Here is an 18118-nt window from a genome sequence, read left to right as displayed (position 1 = left end):
ATCGGGTGGCCAGGGCTTGCCTCGGCCGTGCGTGATCCGGTGCCCGCTCGCGCGGGCACCGGAAAATCAGCGTATCGACGGCCTTTCGGAGTTGCGGGCAAGGCCGACGCTGACCTGCTCGCGGCTCGAGATCAGGTCAGCGGGGTGCTGGACAGGACGCGGCGGAGCACGCTCCAGGAGAGGTCGGAGTGGGTCGTGAACTTGTCCCGCTCCTGGTTGTCCTCGCGGATGTAGTCGAAGACGTTGCGGTTGTGGCTCTCGCCGTCGTTGATCTCGATGGCGGTCTCGTCGGGGTTGAGGTACACGTGGAAGCTGGCGCCGAACTCGTCGGTGGAGTTCACGAAGCCCGGGCCGGTGGTGCCGTCGCCGCCGTCCATGGGGCAGAACACCCGGTGCACGGCGTAGGTCTTCTTGGTCAGCCACGCGCACTGCCCCGGGGTGAGGGTGACCAGGCCGAGTTTGGTGGCGTCCCAGTCCAGGTCGTCGTAGAGCATGACGTCGAGCTGGCCGGCGAGGCAGAAGACGATCCCGGACGTGTGCCCGTGGGAGTGGATGGGCGAGTAGTGCTGCGCCGGCCAGATCTCCAGCACCACCGGTGAGCCGATGTCGCCTTCGGTGTCGTCGAGGCTGTCGAGGTGCCCGTGTTCGGTCGCCAGATGGTCGAAGTCTCCCCGGCCGGTGCAGGCGACGCGGATGTAGGGCGGGTGCGAGTCGTCCTTGTCGTTCTTCTTCAGCAGGATCCGGCGCAGGAGTCCCATGTCCTCGTCGTTCTCGGAGGGGGCCAGATGCTTGCGCATCGCCTCCACCTCCCACGCGGAGAGCCGCAGGTCCGCGGCCTTCCGGGCCAGGTCCATCACCGCGGGCGGGATCATCAGCTGCCGGTTGTACTCGTCGAACGACGTCGCCTGCCCGATCACCGGCGACGGGACGGCCCGCGCGCCCTGCAGGCGCAGTCGCCGCTCCTCCTCCTTGGTGATGTGGAAGGGGTACGCCCCCTCGACCTCGTCGAGGGTGTCGGCGGAGTGCGTTGCGTTGGTCATGATCATGACGGACTCCTGTCGCGGGGGGCTTGGTCCACCGGGACCACTCGATGCGGCACGAGCCTCCCACCGCCCCAAAAGCCCGAACAATCACCACCACAACCATGGAAGTGTCACTAAGAGTAATCAAGCGTAAGCGTTCCGGAAAGACCGGGCGACCGGCGTTCCAGAGCGGTCCTCGCCGACCGGCGGCCGGGGCGCAATGGGCCGGACGACCTCACCGCGGACCCGGCCGGCGGCGCGTCAGCGCCGTCCGATGACGGCGCGCTCCTCCTGTTCCAGGATCTCCACGAGCGGTACGTCGTCGTAGTTGGTGAGGACGACGCCGACCCAGCCGGTGTCGGGGTAGACGTTCCAGTTGGCGCCGCTGCCGGCGGTGCCGCCGCCGCGCCCGAACTGCCACTGGCCGTTGACGATGCGCATCGGCCCCGTGTAGCCCTCGAACGACGCGTCGGCGGAGGCCGCCCGGCGGCCCCCGCCGTTCTCCTGCGGAGCCAGGGGGTACTTGGCCCCGGTGAGCAGGTCGGCGTAGGGCCGGTCCAGCACTTCGCCTTCCTGCAGGGCCTGCGCGAACCGGACCAGGTCGCGCGCGGTGGCGAAACCGTCGTCACTGGCGTAGCCGATGAAGGCGCGGCCCGGGTTCTTGCCCGCTATCTCCGGCTGCACGCTGCCCTTGTCCAGGTTGCGGACGGCGTCCACCCGGCCCCCGTCGGACTGCCGCATGTACGAGTGCGCGATGTGCTCGTCGGCGAGCCATTGCGGCCTGGTGTAGAACCCCGAGCCGGTCATGCCGCAGCGCGCGAAGATGCGCTCGTGCACGTAGTCCCAGTAGGTCATGCCGGTCACGGCCTCCACGATCTGGGCGGCCATGGAGAGCCCGACGCCCCCGCCCGCGATGTGGCCCTGGTTGACCGAGCCGGGCGGGACCACCAGCCTCGCCTGCCGGATCCACTGCCGGTTGAACTCGTGCACTTCCTCCTTGCTGTTGAAGACGCGTCGCAGGTCCAGTTCCGGGGCGTCCATCCCTCCGGAGGTGGTGAGCAGATGGTGGATCGTCACCCGCTCCGCGATCTCCTTGTCGATGCCCGTCAGGTGGGCGCCCACCGTGTCCGCCAGATTCACCTTGCCCTGCTGCGCCAGTTGCAGGACGGCCACCGCCAGGAACGGCTGGATCGCCGAGGAGAGGTTGACCGCGATGCCCTCGTGGTTGCGGATTCCTCTCTCCTTGTCGGCCATGCCGTAGCTGCGCGACAGCACCGTCCGTCCCCGGTGCGACAGGAGCACCACGCCGGAGAACTTGTCCTTGGCGGCCAGGTTCGCGACGAACCGGTCGTAGGCCCCGCCGGGCCGAGTGGCCGGCGGGATGTCGGACACGGCCGGGGCCTCGTCGGCGTGGCCGGTTCGGGCGTCTGCCAGCGGCGCGCCGGCCGCCACCACGCCGGCGGCCGCCAGCCCGCCCCGTCCGAGCAGCCGCCGCCGGTCCATCCCGGGTGCGGAATCCGAGCCCATGATCACGCCTTTCCCCTGCTCGACGAACCGGCCTTCGATGCGCTGTTGTGCATGCCTCCACTGAAGTCGGGGGCCTGTTGCGGTGGCGTATGCGGTTTTCGATACGCCCGCGATATGCGGAATCCCGGCATCGAGGAATCGGCACACGCCGACGGCGGGACCGCTGCCGGTCGTCGGGGCAGCCCGGCTGACGTCTTCCAGGCCCGGCGGGTCGGTCACTGGGGGTTGCAGTGGCGGCCTGTTCGCAGGTTCGCTGTGGCGTTGGCGATGACGGTGTCCAGGCGGTCCCGCGTGCTCGCCAGATCGGTGATCTGCCGGTCGATGCGGTCCCGTTCGGCCGAGAGGCGGTCGAGCAGTTCCGGTGTGGCCTCGCCGTCCACGACGCAAGGCAGCAGGTCCCGGATCGACCTGCTCGCCAGCCCGGCGGCGTACAGCCGCTGAATCAGCCGGACGCGGTCGACCGCGCCTTCGGCGTAGTGACGCTGGCCGCTGGGGCTGCGCTCCGAGGCGAGCAGCCCCTGCTCCTCGTAGTACCGAAGCGCCCGGACACTGACGCCCGCCCTGGCGGCGAGTTCGCCGATGCGCATCGTGCCTCCACCCGTGACCTGGGCTACAGCCCTTGCCTCTGACGTCAATGTCAGGTTTTAGCGTAGCCAACGCCGGGCTCGTGCCCGCCATCAGCCAGGACGCCGCACGGGCGCGATTGCAGGCCCGCGCCGTCCCGCCTCCGGAAGGAAGAACGTTCCATGACCGCATCGGAAAGGGCAGCCGTGGCGCTCCCCCCGTCCGCCCCCGTCGTCTCCGTGAAGCCGGTGGTGCTCGAAGCGCCGGGCCGAGGTGAGGACCTCAAGGTGAGGGTCTCCGCGCCGGTGACCGGAAGCGAACTGCCCATCGTCGTCTTCTCACATGGCTTCGGCTCGTCGCTGGACGGCTACGGGCCCCTGGCCGACTTCTGGGCCGCGCACGGCTTCGTGGTCGTGCAGCCCACCCACCTCGACTCCAGGACAGTAGGCCTTCCCCAGGACGATCCCCGCACTGCGCGGCTCTGGCGGTTTCGCGTCGAGGACATGCAGCGTGTTCTCGACCGGCTCGGTCTGTTGGAAGCCGCCGTGCCCGGTCTCAGCGGCCGCCTCGACCGCGGCCGCATCGCCGCCGCCGGGCACTCCTTCGGCGGCCAGACGGCGGGCAATCTGCTGGGCCTGCGCGTCCTCGATCCGGGAAGCGGGCGGGGCGAGGACCTCTCCGATCCGCGGATCACGGCGGGGGTGCTGCTCGCCACGGCCGGAAGGGGCGGAGCGGACCTGACGCCGTTCGCGGCCGAGCAGTTCCCGTTCATGAACCCCGACTTCGCTGACATGACCACGCCGGCCCTCGTGGTCGCCGGTGACAACGACGACTCCCCGCTGTCGGTCCGGGGACCGGAGTGGCTCGCCGACCCGTACTTCCTGAGCCCGGGGCCCAAGAGCCTGCTCACCCTGTCCGGGGCCGAACACTCGCTCGGCGGGATCGCCGGCTACGAGATCCGGGAGACGACGGACGAGAACCCCGAGCGGGTCGCGCTGATCCAGCGGGTCACCTGGGCCTACCTTCGCCACGCGCTCGGCGTCGACGACGCGGGTTGGACCGCGGCGCAGAAGGCCTTGGCGGACGGCGCGAACCCCATGGGCCGCCTCGAATCCAAGTGATGCGCCGAGGAGCCGGTCACCGCCGTTCGCGTCATCGGACGGCCAGGTCGAAGCGGTCCTTGAGGCCGGTGAGGCGTTCGAGGGGTTCGTTGGCGAACACGAGCCGCAGGTAGTGCGTTCCGCTGGGGCCCCAGCCGTCCATGGGGGTGGCCGCGATCTTCGCCCGGTGGAAGAGGCGCCGGGACAGCTCGGCGGCGGTCAGACCCAGGGGCCTGGCGTCGATGAGGAGCGACCAGCCACCGTGCGGACGGACGACCCGGTAGTCGGCGAGCTGGTCCAGGATCCTTTCGCAGCGCCGCTGCCATTCGGCGGTGGCGGCGGCGACGTCGGCCTCGGCGTCGGGCGCGTCCAGCGCGGCCGCCACCGCGTTCTGGGCAAGGCCGACCTGGCAGACGACGTTGGTCAGGCCGACCAGGCGGATGTCGGCGACGATGGGGGCCGGGCCCACGACCCAGCCGACGCGCCAGCCGATGAGCCGCAGCTCCTTCGAGGCCGAGCCGACGGTGATGGTGCGCGCCGCCAGGCCGTCGTGGGCCGCGGGGTGGCCGGGAGGACGGCCGTCGAAGCGGATGCGCTCCATGGCCGCGTCATAGATCAGCCAGGCGTCGTGGCGTTCGCAGGCGTCGGCGAGGGCGGACCAGTGGCGGTCGTCCAGGACGAGGCCGGTCGGCATCGCCGGGCCCATCATCAGGACCGCCGCCGTCTCGGGGCCGACGGCGTCGGCGAGCCGTTCGGCATCGACGGTCCAGCCGTCCGCGGTGGGCTCCGCGGGGACGAAGCGGGGGACCCCGCCCGCGAGCCGCACCCGGTTGACCAGTCCGGCGTAGATGGGGTCGCACAACACGACCTCCTGCCCGGGTTCCACCGTCGCCAGCAGCGTGTTGAGGATGCCGTTGAGCCCGCCGGCCACGCTGACGCACTCGGTGGCGGGGTCGTAGCGACGCCCCGCGATGCGTCCCACGTGCGCCGCGGCGGCCTCGCGAAGGGAGCGGTGCCCCTGGAACGGCAGGTAGCTGTTGGCCGCGTCGTCGTCGACGGCCGCATGCGTTGCGGCGAGGGCGACGGCGGGCGGCCGGAGGTCGGTGTCGAGGTTCTCCAGCCGCAGGAACTCCGGGTCGTTCACGGCGTCGGCCGCGTCACCGACGGCGTCCACACCGATGCCCGGGATGTCGCGCAACCGCGCCACCGTCATGACCGCCTCCACCGTCGTTCAGTTTCACTGGTACAGGCATACCACTATGCTGATATGCATGGATTCTGCGCAAGTGGTGGGGCGGAACGTGCACCGGCCGCGTCCCCCACCGACCTGTCCGAAGTCGATTCCATCCGGTTCGACATCGCTCACCCGCACCTGTACGAGGGCACACCGCGGGCAGCCGCGCCGTCCATCCGCTTCGGGCCTACGCGGCCGGAAAGGCGGCCTGTAGCAGGAGGCCACCTTGCCGGCGGGGGGACGCGCTAAGGGTTCCGCCGTGGGCCAGCACTATCGCGTGGACGATGGACAGGCCCAGCCCGTGGTGGCCGTCGCCGCGCGCGGAGCGGTCCAGCCGCTGGAACGGTTCGAGCAGCCGGGCCACCTGTTCGGGCGAGACGACCGGGCCGGTGTTGCTCACGCTGATCACGGCGTGCCCGTCCCGCGTTCCCGTCGCCACGTCGACGCTCCCTCCGGGCACGTTGTACCGCATGGCGTTGTCGACGAGGTTGGCCACGAGGCGCTCGACCAGAGCGGGGTCGCCCGCGGTCGCGGCGGGGGCGATCCGCGCATACAGGCGAGGGCCGCCGGGCGTCTCGGGGTGGTCCGCCAGCACCTGCTCGGTGAGTGCGGCCAGGTCCACCGGGACGCGGCCGTCCAGCCCACGCTCGCTGGTGGCGAGGGTGAGCAGCGACTCCAGCAGCCTTCCCTGCTGGTCGCTGATCGCCAGGATGCGCTCGAAGGTCTTCTGGAACGCCGCAAGGGTCGGCCGCCGGTCGGTGAGCGTCTCCTCCACCAGCGCGCGTTGGAGCGTGAGCGGGGTGCGGAGTTCGTGCGCGGCGTTGGCGACGAAGCGCTTCTGCGCGTCGAGCGCGGCCTCCAGGCGCCCGAGCAGGCCGTCCACGGTGTCGGCGAGGTCCTTGAGCTCGTCGCGGGAGCCGGTGAGGGCCAGCCGCTCGTGCACGTTGCGCGCCGAGATGTGCCGGACGGTCGTGGTCATCGTGCGCAGCGGGCGCAGCACTCGTCCCGCGACGAACCAGCCGAGCGCCAGGGACACCACCAGCATGATCGCCAGTGCGATCCCGGCCTGGGCGAGGAACCCGTGCGTCAGCGTGTCCTGCTGCTGCTCCCTCCACAGGGCCACCGAGTCGGCCGTCTCGGGGGGAAGGCCCAGCCGGGACTTGCAGTCCGTCATGCTCGCGTCGACGCACGGGACCCGCACCTTGAAGACCGCGTTCCTTCGCAGGAGCACGAACGTGATCGCCAGCAGGACCGCGCCGGAGACGGCGAACAGCGCGCCGTACAGCACCGTGAGGCGCATCCGGACCGTCCGCGGCACCCCGCGCAGGAGCGGCCTCATATCCGGTAGCCGCTCTGCGGGACGGTCTCGATCACCGGCGGGGGGCCGAGCTTGGCCCGCAGGCGGTTGATCGTCGCCTTCACCGTGGTGGTGAAGGGGTCGGCCGCCTCGTCCCAGACGCGTTCCAGCAGTTCCTCGGCGGAGACGACGCGCCCTCTCGCCGCGAGCAGGTACTCCAGTACCGCCATCTCCTTCGGGCTCAGCGCCAGGCGCAGCCCGGCGCGGGTGACGACGCGCCGGGCCGGGTCGAGCCGCAGGTCGCCGTGCTCCAGGATCGGCGGCAGGGCCGGCTGCGCCCGCCGCCCGAGGGCGCGGATGCGCGCGACCAGCTCGGCGTACGCGAACGGCTTCGGCAGGTAGTCGTCGGCGCCCAGGCTGAGCCCCTCGACCCGGTCGGCGATCGTGCCGGACGCGGTGAGCATCAGGACCCGGGTCCGGCGGCCCGGGTCGGCCACCAGCGCGCGGCAGACGTCGTCGCCGTGCACCTCGGGGAGGTCGCGGTCCAGCACGACCACGTCGTAGTCGGTCAGGGCCGCGCGGTCGAGCGCGGCTCGGCCGTCGAGAGCGATGTCCACCGCCATCCCCTCGCGCTGCAGGACCCGGGCCACGGAGTCCACCAGTTCCGCGTGATCCTCGGCCACCAGCACTCTCATCGCGGTCAGCCTTCCCGATGCGCGGTCACACCCGGGTCACAGTCTCGCGCACCGCCCTGTGACCGCTCCCCTTCTAGACATGACCTCGCAAGTGACGTCCTTCAGGAAGGGGAGCGATGAACAGGGCCTCAGTGTCGCTGGCCGCGTCGGCCGCCGCACTCGCCGTGGCCGCCGCCGGATGCGGGGGCTCCGGTGAATCGAAGAGCGGGTCGTCCGGCACGGATCCCGCGGGCGCGTCCGGCGCGAAGGCGGTCGCCACGGTGGACCAGGGGATCAGGCACGCGCAGTGCATGCGCGAGAACGGCCTTCCGGGCTACCCCGACCCCGGCCAGAACCCGGGCGCGAACCTCCCGGACCGCGACTCCGCGGCGTTCCGGAAGGCGCAGCGGGCGTGCCAGTCGCTGGAGCCGCCCCAGAAACAGCCCGGTACGCCGGAGAACGCCGAGCTCCAGGCGAAGATGCTGAAGTGGACGCAGTGCATGCGCAAGAACGGCGTCCCGAACTTCCCTGACCCGCAGGACGGGCGCATCCTCGTCAAGAAGGGCACCATCGACAACAAGACCCCGCAGTTCCGCAGGGCCGTGGAAGCCTGCCGCCCGCTCGAAGCCGGCGGCGCCAAGGGCACCGGCGGCTGAGGGCGGGGACTCGATGAGCATCAAGGTGACCGAACCGGCCCTGGAGAAGCGGGACGCGCCCGCCCGCCCGCCGCGGCGGCGGAGTCGCCGCAGGATGATCGGCGGCGGAGTCGTGCTCGCGGTGGCGGCCGCCGTCGGTGCGGCCGTCGCCGTGGCGGCCTCGTCCGGTGACGACGGCAGGGCCGAGACGGCGGCGGGCGGCGCGACCTCGCTCGTGGCCGTCCAGGAGGGCCCGCTCTCCTCGCAGGTCAGCCAGGACGGGACGCTCTCGTACGCGGGCGCCGCCGGAGGGGCCCCGTACCAGGTGGTCAATCAGGCGAAGGGAACGTACACCCGGTTGCCGGCGGCGGGCGCCCAGGTCGACTGCGGCGAGACGCTGTACAAGGTGGACCAGAAGCCGGTGATCCTGGTCTGCGGGAGCACGCCCGCATACCGGGACCTGGCCGTGGGCGACGACGGCAGGGACGTCCGGGCGCTGAACAGGACGCTGGTGGACGGGGGCTACGCCGGCGGGTCCGGGCTCGATCCCGATTCCCGCCACTTCGGGTGGGCGACCGCGGCGGCCCTGGAGAAGCTCCAGGGCGAGCGCGGCGCCGACGTGACCGGCAGGCTGGACCTCGGCCAGGCGGTGTTCCTGCCCGGCCCGCTGCGGATCGGCAAGGTCACGGCCGGGAACGGCACGGGAGCGGCTCCGGGCCGTCCGATCATGGAGGCGTCGTCGAACCGGCGCGAGGTGGTCGTGTACCTCGACCCCTCGCAGCAGTCGGAGGTCGGGAAGGGCGACGGCGCGCGGATCACGCTGCCGGACAACCGGACCACGCCCGGCGTGGTCAGCCGGATCGGCACCGTCGCGACGTCCTCCGGTAAGGACGACGCCGATGCGGCGCCCGCGACGCTCCCGGTCTACATCACGCTCAAGCGCCCGAAGGACGCCGGGACGCTCGACCAGGCACCGGTCCAGGTGGAGATCACCACGGACGGCGTCAAGAACGCGCTCAGCGTGCCGGTCACCGCGCTCCTCGGGCGGGCCGGCGGGGGGTACGAGGTCGAGGTCGCGGCGGGGGACGGCCGGACCCGGTTCGTCCCGGTCACGTTGGGACTGTTCGACCATGCGGGCGGGCGGGTCCAGGTCTCCGGCGCGCTGAAGGCCGGCGATCGAGTGGTGGTGCCGTCGACGTGAACGTCATCGAGCTGGAGAACGTCACCAAGACCTACGGTACGGAGCCTCCCGTCCACGCGTTGCGCGGAGTGAGCTTCACCGTCCGGAGCGGGGAGCTGGTCGCGATCGTCGGCCCGTCGGGATCGGGCAAGTCCACGCTGCTGCACATCCTCGGCACGCTCGACCGGCCCACCGAGGGCACGGTGCGGATCGGCGGGGAGGACGTCGCGGAGCTCACCGACCGCGGGCTCGCTGCGCTTCGGGCGCGCAGCATCGGCTTCGTCTTCCAGCAGTTCCACCTGTCCGAGCACGCGACCGTCCTGGAGAACGTCGCCGACGGCCTGCTGTACGGCGGGGCGGGGCGGGCCGAGCGGCGCGAACGCGCCGCCGAGGCGCTCGTCCGGGTCGGGCTGGAGGACCGGGCGGGCTTCCGTCCGGGCAGGCTCTCGGGCGGGCAGCGCCAGCGCGTGGCGATCGCCCGCGCACTGGTCGGCCGCCCGGCCATCGTCCTCGCCGACGAGCCGACGGGGAACCTCGACAGCGGGACGGGCGCGGCCATCATCGAGCTGCTGCACGAGCTCAACGCCGGCGGGGCGACCATCTTGATCATCACGCATGACGGGGGCCTGGCCGAGCGGATGCCCCGCCGGCTGCACGTTCTCGACGGGCGGATCGTCACCGACAGCGCGGCGCGTGCGATGGAGGGCGTATGAGGCTGTCGGACCAGATGCGCGTGGCCGGCGTCGGGATCCGGGCGCGCCGCCTGCGGGCCGCGCTGTCCGCGCTGGGGATAGCGATCGGCACCGCGGCGATCGTGGCGGTGCTCGGGCTGTCCGCGTCCTCCCAGGCCGGGCTGCTGGCGCAGATCGACCGTCTCGGCACGAACCTGCTGACCGCCAACACCGGCAAGTCGGTCACCGGCGGGACGGCGCAGCTCCCGGTCGCCGCGCCCCAGCGGATCTCCCATCTGCCCGATGTCGAGCACACGGCGCACGCCGGCGCCATCGACGGCGCGAACGTGTACCGCAGCCCGCTGATCCCGGCGATCAACACCAACGCGCTGAAGGTGGAGGCCGCCAGCCTCAACCTTCCCGAGGTGGTCGGGACCGGTGTGGCGCAGGGCCGCTGGCTGAACACGGCGACCGAGCGCCGGCCGGTCACGGTCCTCGGCGCCCTCGCGGCGGAGCGCCTCGGAATCGACCGCGTCCACCCGGGGCAGCGAATCTGGCTGAAGAACCAGTGGTTCTACGTCGCCGGCATCCTGCAGCCGGCGGTGCTGTCGACCGACATCGACACCAGTGCCCTGATCGGCTACCCGGCCGCGGAGCGCTACCTCGGCTACACGACCGTCGACAAGGGCGAGCAGGCGGCCGGACCTCCGACGACGGTGTACGTGCGGGCCCGGACGGACAGGGTGAACGCGGTGCAGGGGGTGCTCGCGCAGACCGCGAACCCCGAGTCGCCCGGCGATGTCGACGTGAGCCAGCCGTCGGACGCGCTCACCGCGCGGGCCGCCGCCGAGGGCGCGTTCGACAGCCTGTTCCTCGGGCTCGGGATGGTGGCGCTGATCGTGGGCGCGGTCGGGGTCGCCAACATCATGATCATTTCGGTGCTGGAGCGGCGGTCGGAGATCGGGCTGCGCCGGGCGCTCGGCGCGACCCGGGGCCAGATCCGCACCCAGTTCCTGTCCGAGGCGGTCATGCTCGCGCTGCTCGGCGGGGTCGCCGGGGTCGCGGCCGGGGCGCTGACCACCGCGGTCTACGCGAACGTCAAGGGCTGGGCGGTGGTGATCCCGGCCGAGGCGTGGGCCGGCGGGATCGGCGCGGCGATCGTGATCGGCGCGATCGCCGGCCTGCTGCCCGCCCTGCGGGCCGCCCGCCTCTCCCCGACCGAGGCACTGCGCACGCTCTGAGCGGCAGGGAGCCGTCGGCACGCCTGGAAGTGCCGAGGCCGAACGATCACGAAGAGGAGAAGTCCATGACCGATGACGGCGAATGGGACCGGCGTTCCGTCCTTCGGGGCGCGGCCGTGGCGGCGGGTGCCGCCGCGGCGGTGCCGCTGCTGGGCCGGGCGGCCACGGCGCGGACCGGGACCGGGGACGCGGACGCACTGTTCAAGGCCGGCAGGTTCGAGCAGGCCGGCCGAGCCTACGAGAAGATCCTGAGGACGGACCCGGAGAACGTGCGCGCGGCCCGCCAGCGCGGCTATGTCGGGCTGCTGAGCAACAGGTTCCCCGAGGCCGAGAAGTACCTCAAGATGGCCTTCGACCTGGCGCCCGGCGACAGGGAGACAAACCAGCTCCTGGGCGACTGCTACATCCGGCAGGATGAGTTCTCCCTCTCCCTGCCGCACTGGCAGGCGGTCGGCAACGAGGTGCGCGTGAAATGGTTCGGGGCGCTCCGCGGCCAGGCGTATCAGATCCACGGTGACACGGCGCGGCTGCCGTGGCAGCAGCTGGATCCGGCCGCGCTGGTGGAGGGCTCGGTCAACGGCGGACCGCCGAAGCGCTTCATGTTCTACACCGGCGCCCCGTGGCTGGGCCTGTCGGCAGAGGTGGCCGAGGAGGCCGGGCTGACCGCCGTGGCCGAGCAGAAGATCGATTACCTGAACGGCACCGCATGGCAGTACTTCGGGGTGCTGGAATCGTTCAGGATGGGCGGCATCGAACTGCGCAACATCCCCGTGGAGTGGTCGGAGACGGACCAGGCTTCGCCCGGGGGCGCCAACGACGGCATCATCGGCACGTGGATCTTCTACCACCTGCTGACCACGTTCGACTACGCGGGCCGGTCGCTGATCCTGCGCCGCCGGACCCCGGACACGGCCGCGAAGGTACGCGCCGAGGCCGCACAGGCAGGCGTCCAGCCCCTGCCGCTGTGGCTGGCTCGTGAGCATGCGGTGCACAGCAGGGGCGGCATCGCCGGCTCCGGCCCAGGGGTGGTGGGCCTGTCCATCGGCGGAGCCACCGAGACCGCCGCGATCGTGTCCGAGGAAACGGCCAAGCGGTTGCGGGTCCGCGTCGACTACGACCGCCCGATGGAGACCTTCGGCCACAGCCATCCGGTCGTCGTCTACCCCTGCTACCCGCAGGAGATACGTCTCGGCAGCGCCTCCGCCAAGGAGATCTACTGCGGCGCGAACCCGACCATGCGGCCCGCCCCCAACGGATTCGACACGCTGGGCGCCTTCTTCCACCCCTTCTACAAGCCCTACAACATCACCCTCGACTTCACCGACATGAACGTCTACATCGCCCGGGGCAAGGCCGCCTGACCGTCGTTCAGTTTCACTGGTACAGACATACCACTACGCTGATACGTATGGATTCTGCGCAAGTGGTGGGGCGGAACGTGCACCGGCTGCGGACGGCGGCGGGGATATCGCTGGCCGACCTGGCGTCCGCCAGCGGCATCAGCAAGACCACGCTGCACGGCATCGAACAGGGCCAGGGCAACCCGACCCTGAGCACCCTGTGGGCCATGGCCACCGCGCTGAAGGCGTCCCTCGGCGAACTGCTGGAGGCGCCCCCCTCGACGCTGGAGGTGGTCCGCGCCGGTGACCGGCGGCCGCGGGTCGAGGGCGACGCGGTCAGCGCACGCCTCCTCCACCGCATCAGGCTGCGCGGCACCGTGGAGGTCTACGACATCGCCATCGCCGAGAGCACCCAGCACTCCGACGCCCACCTGCCCGGTGTGGAGGAATGCCTCGTGTTCACCCGGGGACGCGCCACCACGGGCCCGGCCGCGTCCCCCACCGACCTGTCCGAAGGCGATTCCATCCGGTTCGACGCCGCCCACCCGCACCTGTACCGAGGTCGCACCGCGGACGCCCGAGCCGTCCTCCTGATGATCCACCCCGAGAACTGACGCGCGACCCCGGCGCCAAGACCACCACACGAGTGGTCCGCGCCGAGGCCGGGTGGCCATCACGTCCTCTGGTCGGCGGCACACGCGCAGCGCAACGGCAACCCTCTCGACGCTTGATGGGCGCTGCGGGGGGCGGGGTACGGAGAGGGCATGACGTCGGTAGAGCGACTTTCGCCTCCCCTGTTCGACGGCGACCTGGTGCTCGACGGCCCGGCCCTTGAGGCCGCGGCGGAGGACTTCGGGCATCTCGTCCGGCGGGAGCCGCTGGCGGTGGTCAGGCCGCGCACGGCGGCGGACGTCGTCCGCGCGACCCGATGGGCCGCCGAGCGGGGATGGAAGATCGCGCCTCGCGGGGAGGGGCACTCCCTCTACGGCCGGGCGCAGGTGGACGGCGGCATCGTCGTCGACATGAGCGGGCTGAACGGCGTCCACGACCTCGGCGAGGACCAGGTGGCCGTGGACGCCGGCGCGACGTGGCGCTCGGTCCTGGCCGAGACGCTGCCGCGCGGGCTCACGCCGCCGGTGCTGACCAACTTCCTCGACCTGTCGGTGGGCGGCACCCTGTCGGTCGGCGGGCTCGGCGGCACGACCCACCGGTACGGGCTCCAGACCGACCAGGTGCTCGAACTGGAGGTGGTCACCGGCGACGGGCGGCTCCTGACGTGCTCGGCGCACGAACGGACCGACCTGTTCGACGCGGTGCGCGCCGGGCTGGGCCAGTTCGGGACCATCACCCGTGCGCGCCTCGCCCTCATGCCCGCGCCCGAACGGGTCCGCCGCTACACCCTCGCCTATCCGGACCTCGCCGGCCTGGTGCGCGACCAGCGGCTGGTCGTCGAGGACGGCCGGGCGGAGCACCTGCAAGGAGCGATCCTTGCCGGAGGCGCGGGCTGGCAGTACCAGTTGGAGATGGTCGTCTTCGCCCGGGACGGCGAACTGCCGCCCGACGCGGAGGTGCTCGCCGGTCTGACCGACGACCGGGCAGGGGGACGCATGGAAGAGCAGTCCTACCGGGAGTACGCGCTGTCCTTCGACGCCTTGGAGTCGGCCCTGCGTTCGACCGGTCAATGGTCGAACCCCCATCCCTGGCTGCTCACCGTCCTGCCGGGATCCACCGCCGAACGGATCGCGGGCGACATCCTGGGCGCCCTCACCGCGGGCGACCTGGGCGAGTACGGCCGGGTGACGTTCTATCCGATCCCGACAGGCCGGATCACGACGCCGCTCCTCCGCCTCCCCGCCGAGGGGACGGTGTTCCCGTTCAACCTCGTCCGGTTCCCCGTGGATGATGATCCGGCGCAGGCCGAGCGGATGGTGACGCAGAACCGCGCGCTCTACGACCGGGTGCGCGCGGCGGGCGGCGTGCTCTACCCGGTCAGCGGCTTCCCCTTCACGCCCGACGACTGGCGCGACCACTTCGGCGAGCTGTGGCCCGCCTTCCGTTCCGCCAAGGAGCGGTTCGACCCCGGTCGCGTTCTGACGCCAGGCCAGGGCGTCTTCGCGGCCGTCCCGCCGCCGTGACCGGGGGCGCCGGCCCTCGGAAGGACCAGCGCCCCAGAGACCGCGGGCCGGGGTCAGTCCTGGCCGGCGGAGGGCTTGAGCCGGTACGACAGCAGCACGATGCCGGAGTCGAACGTCCGGGTCTCGACGACGTCGAACATGGCGTGGGTGTCCGGCCGGAAGAGCAGTCCCTCCTCGTCGGCCTTCCCGACGAAGAACGGGTGGACCCAGAGCCGGAGCTCGTCGAGCAGTCCGTGCCGCATCAGGGTGTGGGAGAGGCGGCCGAACCCGTACAGGAGGATGTCCCCGCCGGGCTGCTCCTTCAGGCGGGAGATCTCGCCGACCACGTCGCCGCCGATGATGACGGAGTTGTCCCAGTCGGCCTTCTCGAGGGTGGACGAGACGACGTACTTCGTCACCGCGTTCATCTTGTCGGTGTAGGGGTCGCCGGACCGCCCCTTCCACACCGAGGCGAAGCTGTCGTAGGTGTGCCGGCCCAGGAGGACGCCGTCGCAGCCGAGCAGCAGCTCCGTCTGCGCGCCGGAGTCGCCGCCCCCGAGGGACGGCCAGTCCTGCGGGTCCTGGATGACACCGTCGATCGAGACGAACGCGGAGTTGATGATGCGTCGCACGTGGTTCTCCGATCCGGGACGTGTGGTTGATCGCCGTATGCCGCAAGTCTCCGGGGCGGGCGGGCGCCGGGACATCCGTGCCGCCACGGAGACGGCACGGAAGCCGCCACCGGAGTTCTCCGGATTGGTCAGACTGGCGTGATGACCCCCCAGCGTCCGGTCCAGGTGTCCAAACGTGAGGCGGAGGTCCTCGCGGCGCTCGGCGAGCGGCTGTCGAACGTCCAGATCGCCGGCAGGCTCCACATCTCCGTGCGGACCGTCGAGAGCCACATCTCCTCGCTCCTGCGCAAGTACGGCGCGGCCGACCGGTGGGAGCTGGCGGAGGAGTCGCGGCGCGGAACGCCCCCGCCGGGGCACATCGCCGGCCTGCCGGCCGCGCGGACCACGTTCCTCGGGCGCGCCGAGGAGATCGCGACGGTGCTCGGCCTGCTGGAGGGCGAGCGGCTGGTCACCCTCCTCGGCGCCGGCGGGATCGGCAAGACGCGGCTGGCGGCGGCGGCCGCGGAGGCGGCCGCGCCCGCGTTCCCGCTCGGCGGCGCGTTCGTCGACCTGGTGCCGGTCGCCGAGGGGTTCGTCGCGCAGGCGGTGGCGTCCGCGCTCGGCGTGGCCCAGCGGCCCGGCCAGGCGCTGGAGGACGCCGTCGCCCGCCGCCTCGCGCGGGGCCGGACGCTGCTGGTCCTGGACAACTGCGAGCATCTCCTCGACGCCGCCGCCGAGTTCGCCGACCGGCTGCTGACGGCCTGCCCCACCCTGACCGTCCTGGCCACGAGCCGCGAGCGCGTCGGCGTGCAGGGCGAGCGGACCGTTCCCGTCCCGCCGCTCCCGACGGGCTCCGACGCCGAACGGCTCTTCCTGGACCGCGCCGCCGCGGCCGATCCGGGGTTCACCGCCGCCCGCGCGGACGTCGCCGAGATCTGCCGCCGGCTGGACGGGATGCCGCTGGCGATCGAGCTCGCGGCGGCGCGCGGCGCGTCCCTCGGGGCGGGCGGGCTGCTGTCGGCGCTGGACGATGCGCTGCGGCTGCTGGCCGGAGGGCGCGGGCCGGTGGAGCGGCACCGGTCCCTGCGCGCGGTCGTCCGCTGGAGCCACGACCTGCTGACCGAGGACGAGAAGGACCTGTTCGAGTGCCTTTCGGTATTCGTCGGCGGGTTCGACCTGGAGGCCGCGGGCGCCGTCTTCCCCGGCCTCGGCGCTGGGGCGGTCGCCGACCTGCTCGGGCGGCTGGTCGACAAGAGCCTCGTCGTCCGGACCGCGGAGGGCCGGTGGCGCATGCTGGAGACCGTCCGCGCGTTCGCCGCCGAGCGGCTGGTCGCCGGGGCCGCGCGGGGGGTCGTCCGCCGGCGGTATCTGGAATGGGCCGCGGACACCGCCGCCGAACTGGAAGGCCTGCTGGACGGCGATTGGCGCGCCCGCTTCGACGCCGTCGCCGACGACCTGCGCGCGGCGCTCGCGGGCGCGCCGCCGGGCCGGGCGGAGGTGCCGCACCGCCTCGCCCGGTCGCTGGGGCATCTGACCTATGCCCGCCGGTTCCTCGACGAGGCGCCCGGCCATTACCGGGAGGCGGCCCGGCGGGCGCCCACCCCGAACGAGGCGGCGCTCGATCTGCGGGACGCCGCGGACGCCGCGCACGCCCTGATCGAGACCGGACGGGCCTTCGACCTCCTGCTGGAGTCGGCGGAGCAGTCCCGCGGCGCGGGCGACGGCGACGGCGAGGCGGTCACCCTCGCCTTCGCCGTCGTGACCGCCGAGCGGCACCCTTCCGGATTCGACACCGAGATCCCCCACGAGCGCCTGCGGGAACTGCTGGCACGGGCCCGCGCCGCCGGGGACGCCCGCGACCGCGTCGTGGCCGCGCATGTCGCCGCCGCCAGGGCGTGGAACCACGGCGCCGAGAAGGTGACCCCGGACCCGTCCCTGGCCGAGGACGCGTTGGCCGCCGCCAGGGCCACCGGCGACCCGGTCCTGCTGGCGGCCGCGCTGGACGCGTCCGGCATCGCCGCCCTGACCGGGGGCCGGTTCCGGGAGGCGCACCGGATCGCCGCCGAACGCGTCGGCCTGCTCCCGGCGATGCCGCGCGACGTCCCGTACACCGCCCCGGAGATCACCGACACGTACCACATGGCCACCGCCTGCGCCGTCGCGGCCGGCGACCTGCCCGCGGCCCTGTCGGCGGCCCGGCTCGCCGCGTCCGACGACCTCATCGGCGACCGGTCGCCCGTCGCGATGAGCACCCTCGTCCAGGCGCTGGTCCTCATGGGCGACCTCGACGGGGCGCTGTCGCAAGCGGGCACACTGTGGGAAGCCTGCGAGGACGCGGGAAGCCCGCTCGCGTGGACGGCGCCCTCGGTCGCCGCCGTCGCGCTGGCCCACGGACTCCTCGGCGACGAGGACGGCCTCCGGCTGTGGCGCGCCCGCGCGGAACGGATCGCCGGGGACGCCCGGTCCCGCTACCTGGCCTCCTACGCGGCGTTCGTCGACGCGCGGACCGCTTTGCGGGCCGTGCGGACCGAAGAGGCTCCGGCGCTGGTGGAGCGGGCTTTCGCCGCGTTCCCGCCCCAGGACTGGTACCGGGGGTACGCGCGCGCGGCCGGGGCCGAACTCGCCGTCGCCGCCGGCCTGCCCGGCGCTCCGGAACGCCTGGCCGCCGCGTCGGACGCCGCCGCGGAGAACGAGTGGGCCGCCGCCTGCCTCGCCCGCGCCTCCGGGCGCCTCCACCGCGACACCGGTGAACTCACCGCCTCAGCGCGCGCATGGGAGCGCGTCGGCGCCCGCCACGAACACGCCTGCACCCTCGCCCTGATCGAGGACCTGCGCGCCGACCCCTGAGCCTCGCGGGCGCGGCCGGGGTCTCAGGTGGGAACGCGCGGATGCCGGGTAGCGCGACTGC

The 18118-nt window shown here is 72.6% G+C and carries 16 protein-coding genes; 9 read left to right on the top strand and 7 right to left on the bottom strand.

Annotated features, from left to right (window positions below):
* Positions 1-131 precede the first annotated feature (131 nt).
* The 3 genes from AB0C21_RS09150 to AB0C21_RS09140 form a co-directional block, all read right to left on the bottom strand.
* Positions 132-1040 (bottom strand): cupin domain-containing protein, encoded by a 909-nt coding sequence (locus AB0C21_RS09150; protein WP_500203515.1) that lies wholly within the window; start codon positions 1038-1040, stop codon positions 132-134.
* A gap of 243 nt (positions 1041-1283) precedes the next feature.
* Positions 1284-2549 carry a serine hydrolase domain-containing protein gene (locus AB0C21_RS09145; protein ID WP_500203514.1) on the bottom strand — a complete coding sequence of 422 codons (1266 nt, stop codon included), beginning with the start codon at positions 2547-2549 and terminating at the stop codon, positions 1284-1286.
* Positions 2550-2764: 215 nt separating this feature from the next.
* A complete protein-coding gene (locus AB0C21_RS09140) occupies positions 2765-3136 on the bottom strand; it encodes a MerR family transcriptional regulator (protein WP_500203513.1) in 372 nt (123 codons plus the stop codon).
* A 159-nt stretch (positions 3137-3295) separates the two neighbouring features.
* On the opposite strand from AB0C21_RS09140, the gene AB0C21_RS09135 reads away from it, so the two are divergent.
* Entirely contained in the window at positions 3296-4234 is a 939-nt protein-coding gene (locus AB0C21_RS09135; RefSeq protein ID WP_500203512.1) for an alpha/beta hydrolase family protein, read from the top strand.
* 31 nt (positions 4235-4265) lie between these two features.
* Here AB0C21_RS09135 and AB0C21_RS09130 read toward each other — a convergent pair whose 3' ends face one another.
* From AB0C21_RS09130 to AB0C21_RS09120, 3 genes are all read right to left on the bottom strand, one after another.
* Positions 4266-5426 carry a pyridoxal phosphate-dependent aminotransferase gene (locus AB0C21_RS09130; protein WP_500203511.1) on the bottom strand — a complete coding sequence of 387 codons (1161 nt, stop codon included), beginning with the start codon at positions 5424-5426 and terminating at the stop codon, positions 4266-4268.
* Between the two features lie 208 nt (positions 5427-5634).
* Positions 5635-6786, bottom strand: coding sequence for a sensor histidine kinase (locus AB0C21_RS09125; protein WP_500203510.1), 1152 nt, complete (start codon positions 6784-6786; stop codon positions 5635-5637).
* A complete protein-coding gene (locus AB0C21_RS09120) occupies positions 6783-7439 on the bottom strand; it encodes a response regulator transcription factor (protein WP_500203509.1) in 657 nt (218 codons plus the stop codon). The genes AB0C21_RS09125 and AB0C21_RS09120 overlap by 4 nt, the downstream gene beginning before the upstream one ends.
* A gap of 116 nt (positions 7440-7555) precedes the next feature.
* Between AB0C21_RS09120 and AB0C21_RS09115 the strand changes: the two genes are divergently transcribed.
* The 7 genes from AB0C21_RS09115 (at position 7556) to AB0C21_RS09085 (ending at position 14620) form a co-directional block, all read left to right on the top strand.
* On the top strand, positions 7556-8074 hold the full coding sequence (locus tag AB0C21_RS09115) for a hypothetical protein (protein ID WP_500203508.1): 519 nt from the start codon (positions 7556-7558) through the stop codon (positions 8072-8074).
* A 13-nt stretch (positions 8075-8087) separates the two neighbouring features.
* Complete coding sequence (locus AB0C21_RS09110; RefSeq protein WP_500203507.1) at positions 8088-9254, top strand: efflux RND transporter periplasmic adaptor subunit; 1167 nt, start codon at positions 8088-8090, stop codon at positions 9252-9254.
* A complete protein-coding gene (locus AB0C21_RS09105) occupies positions 9251-9946 on the top strand; it encodes an ABC transporter ATP-binding protein (RefSeq protein WP_500203506.1) in 696 nt (231 codons plus the stop codon). Before AB0C21_RS09110 ends, AB0C21_RS09105 begins: the two co-directional genes overlap by 4 nt.
* Complete coding sequence (locus AB0C21_RS09100; RefSeq protein WP_500203505.1) at positions 9943-11145, top strand: ABC transporter permease; 1203 nt, start codon at positions 9943-9945, stop codon at positions 11143-11145. Before AB0C21_RS09105 ends, AB0C21_RS09100 begins: the two co-directional genes overlap by 4 nt.
* Positions 11146-11210: 65 nt before the next feature.
* Entirely contained in the window at positions 11211-12506 is a 1296-nt protein-coding gene (locus AB0C21_RS09095; protein WP_500203504.1) for an aspartyl protease family protein, read from the top strand.
* A 47-nt stretch (positions 12507-12553) separates the two neighbouring features.
* Complete coding sequence (locus tag AB0C21_RS09090) at positions 12554-13099, top strand: helix-turn-helix domain-containing protein (protein ID WP_500203503.1); 546 nt, start codon at positions 12554-12556, stop codon at positions 13097-13099.
* Between the two features lie 150 nt (positions 13100-13249).
* The gene (locus AB0C21_RS09085; RefSeq protein ID WP_500203502.1) at positions 13250-14620 is read left to right on the top strand and encodes an FAD-binding protein; all 1371 of its coding nucleotides are present in this window, start codon (positions 13250-13252) and stop codon (positions 14618-14620) included.
* Positions 14621-14673: 53 nt separating this feature from the next.
* Here the strand turns inward: AB0C21_RS09085 and AB0C21_RS09080 are convergent, their stop codons facing one another.
* Positions 14674-15231, bottom strand: coding sequence for a dihydrofolate reductase family protein (locus tag AB0C21_RS09080; protein ID WP_500203501.1), 558 nt, complete (start codon positions 15229-15231; stop codon positions 14674-14676).
* A 141-nt stretch (positions 15232-15372) separates the two neighbouring features.
* On the opposite strand from AB0C21_RS09080, the gene AB0C21_RS09075 reads away from it, so the two are divergent.
* Positions 15373-18057, top strand: coding sequence for an ATP-binding protein (locus tag AB0C21_RS09075; RefSeq protein WP_500203500.1), 2685 nt, complete (start codon positions 15373-15375; stop codon positions 18055-18057).
* The last annotated feature ends 61 nt before the right edge of the window (positions 18058-18118 follow it).

It is taken from the genome of Spirillospora sp. NPDC049024, from assembly GCF_040649235.1.
Classification (GTDB): domain Bacteria; phylum Actinomycetota; class Actinomycetes; order Streptosporangiales; family Streptosporangiaceae; genus Spirillospora.
Note: the sequence above shows the minus strand (reverse complement) of the source record. Positions and strands in the feature narration are given on the sequence as shown.

Bases quoted from the DNA above. Each gene is read 5' to 3' on its own strand.
- AB0C21_RS09150 (WP_500203515.1), bottom strand. From the start codon at position 1,040: ATGACCAACGCAACGCACTCCGCCGACACCCTCGACGAGGTCGAGGGG.
- AB0C21_RS09145 (WP_500203514.1), bottom strand. From the start codon at position 2,549: ATGGGCTCGGATTCCGCACCCGGGATGGACCGGCGGCGGCTGCTCGGA.
- AB0C21_RS09140 (WP_500203513.1), bottom strand. From the start codon at position 3,136: ATGCGCATCGGCGAACTCGCCGCCAGGGCGGGCGTCAGTGTCCGGGCG.
- AB0C21_RS09135 (WP_500203512.1), top strand. From the start codon at position 3,296: ATGACCGCATCGGAAAGGGCAGCCGTGGCGCTCCCCCCGTCCGCCCCC.
- AB0C21_RS09130 (WP_500203511.1), bottom strand. From the start codon at position 5,426: ATGACGGTGGCGCGGTTGCGCGACATCCCGGGCATCGGTGTGGACGCC.
- AB0C21_RS09125 (WP_500203510.1), bottom strand. From the start codon at position 6,786: ATGAGGCCGCTCCTGCGCGGGGTGCCGCGGACGGTCCGGATGCGCCTC.
- AB0C21_RS09120 (WP_500203509.1), bottom strand. From the start codon at position 7,439: ATGAGAGTGCTGGTGGCCGAGGATCACGCGGAACTGGTGGACTCCGTG.
- AB0C21_RS09115 (WP_500203508.1), top strand. From the start codon at position 7,556: ATGAACAGGGCCTCAGTGTCGCTGGCCGCGTCGGCCGCCGCACTCGCC.
- AB0C21_RS09110 (WP_500203507.1), top strand. From the start codon at position 8,088: ATGAGCATCAAGGTGACCGAACCGGCCCTGGAGAAGCGGGACGCGCCC.
- AB0C21_RS09100 (WP_500203505.1), top strand. From the start codon at position 9,943: ATGAGGCTGTCGGACCAGATGCGCGTGGCCGGCGTCGGGATCCGGGCG.
- AB0C21_RS09095 (WP_500203504.1), top strand. From the start codon at position 11,211: ATGACCGATGACGGCGAATGGGACCGGCGTTCCGTCCTTCGGGGCGCG.
- AB0C21_RS09090 (WP_500203503.1), top strand. From the start codon at position 12,554: ATGGATTCTGCGCAAGTGGTGGGGCGGAACGTGCACCGGCTGCGGACG.
- AB0C21_RS09085 (WP_500203502.1), top strand. From the start codon at position 13,250: ATGACGTCGGTAGAGCGACTTTCGCCTCCCCTGTTCGACGGCGACCTG.
- AB0C21_RS09075 (WP_500203500.1), top strand. From the start codon at position 15,373: ATGACCCCCCAGCGTCCGGTCCAGGTGTCCAAACGTGAGGCGGAGGTC.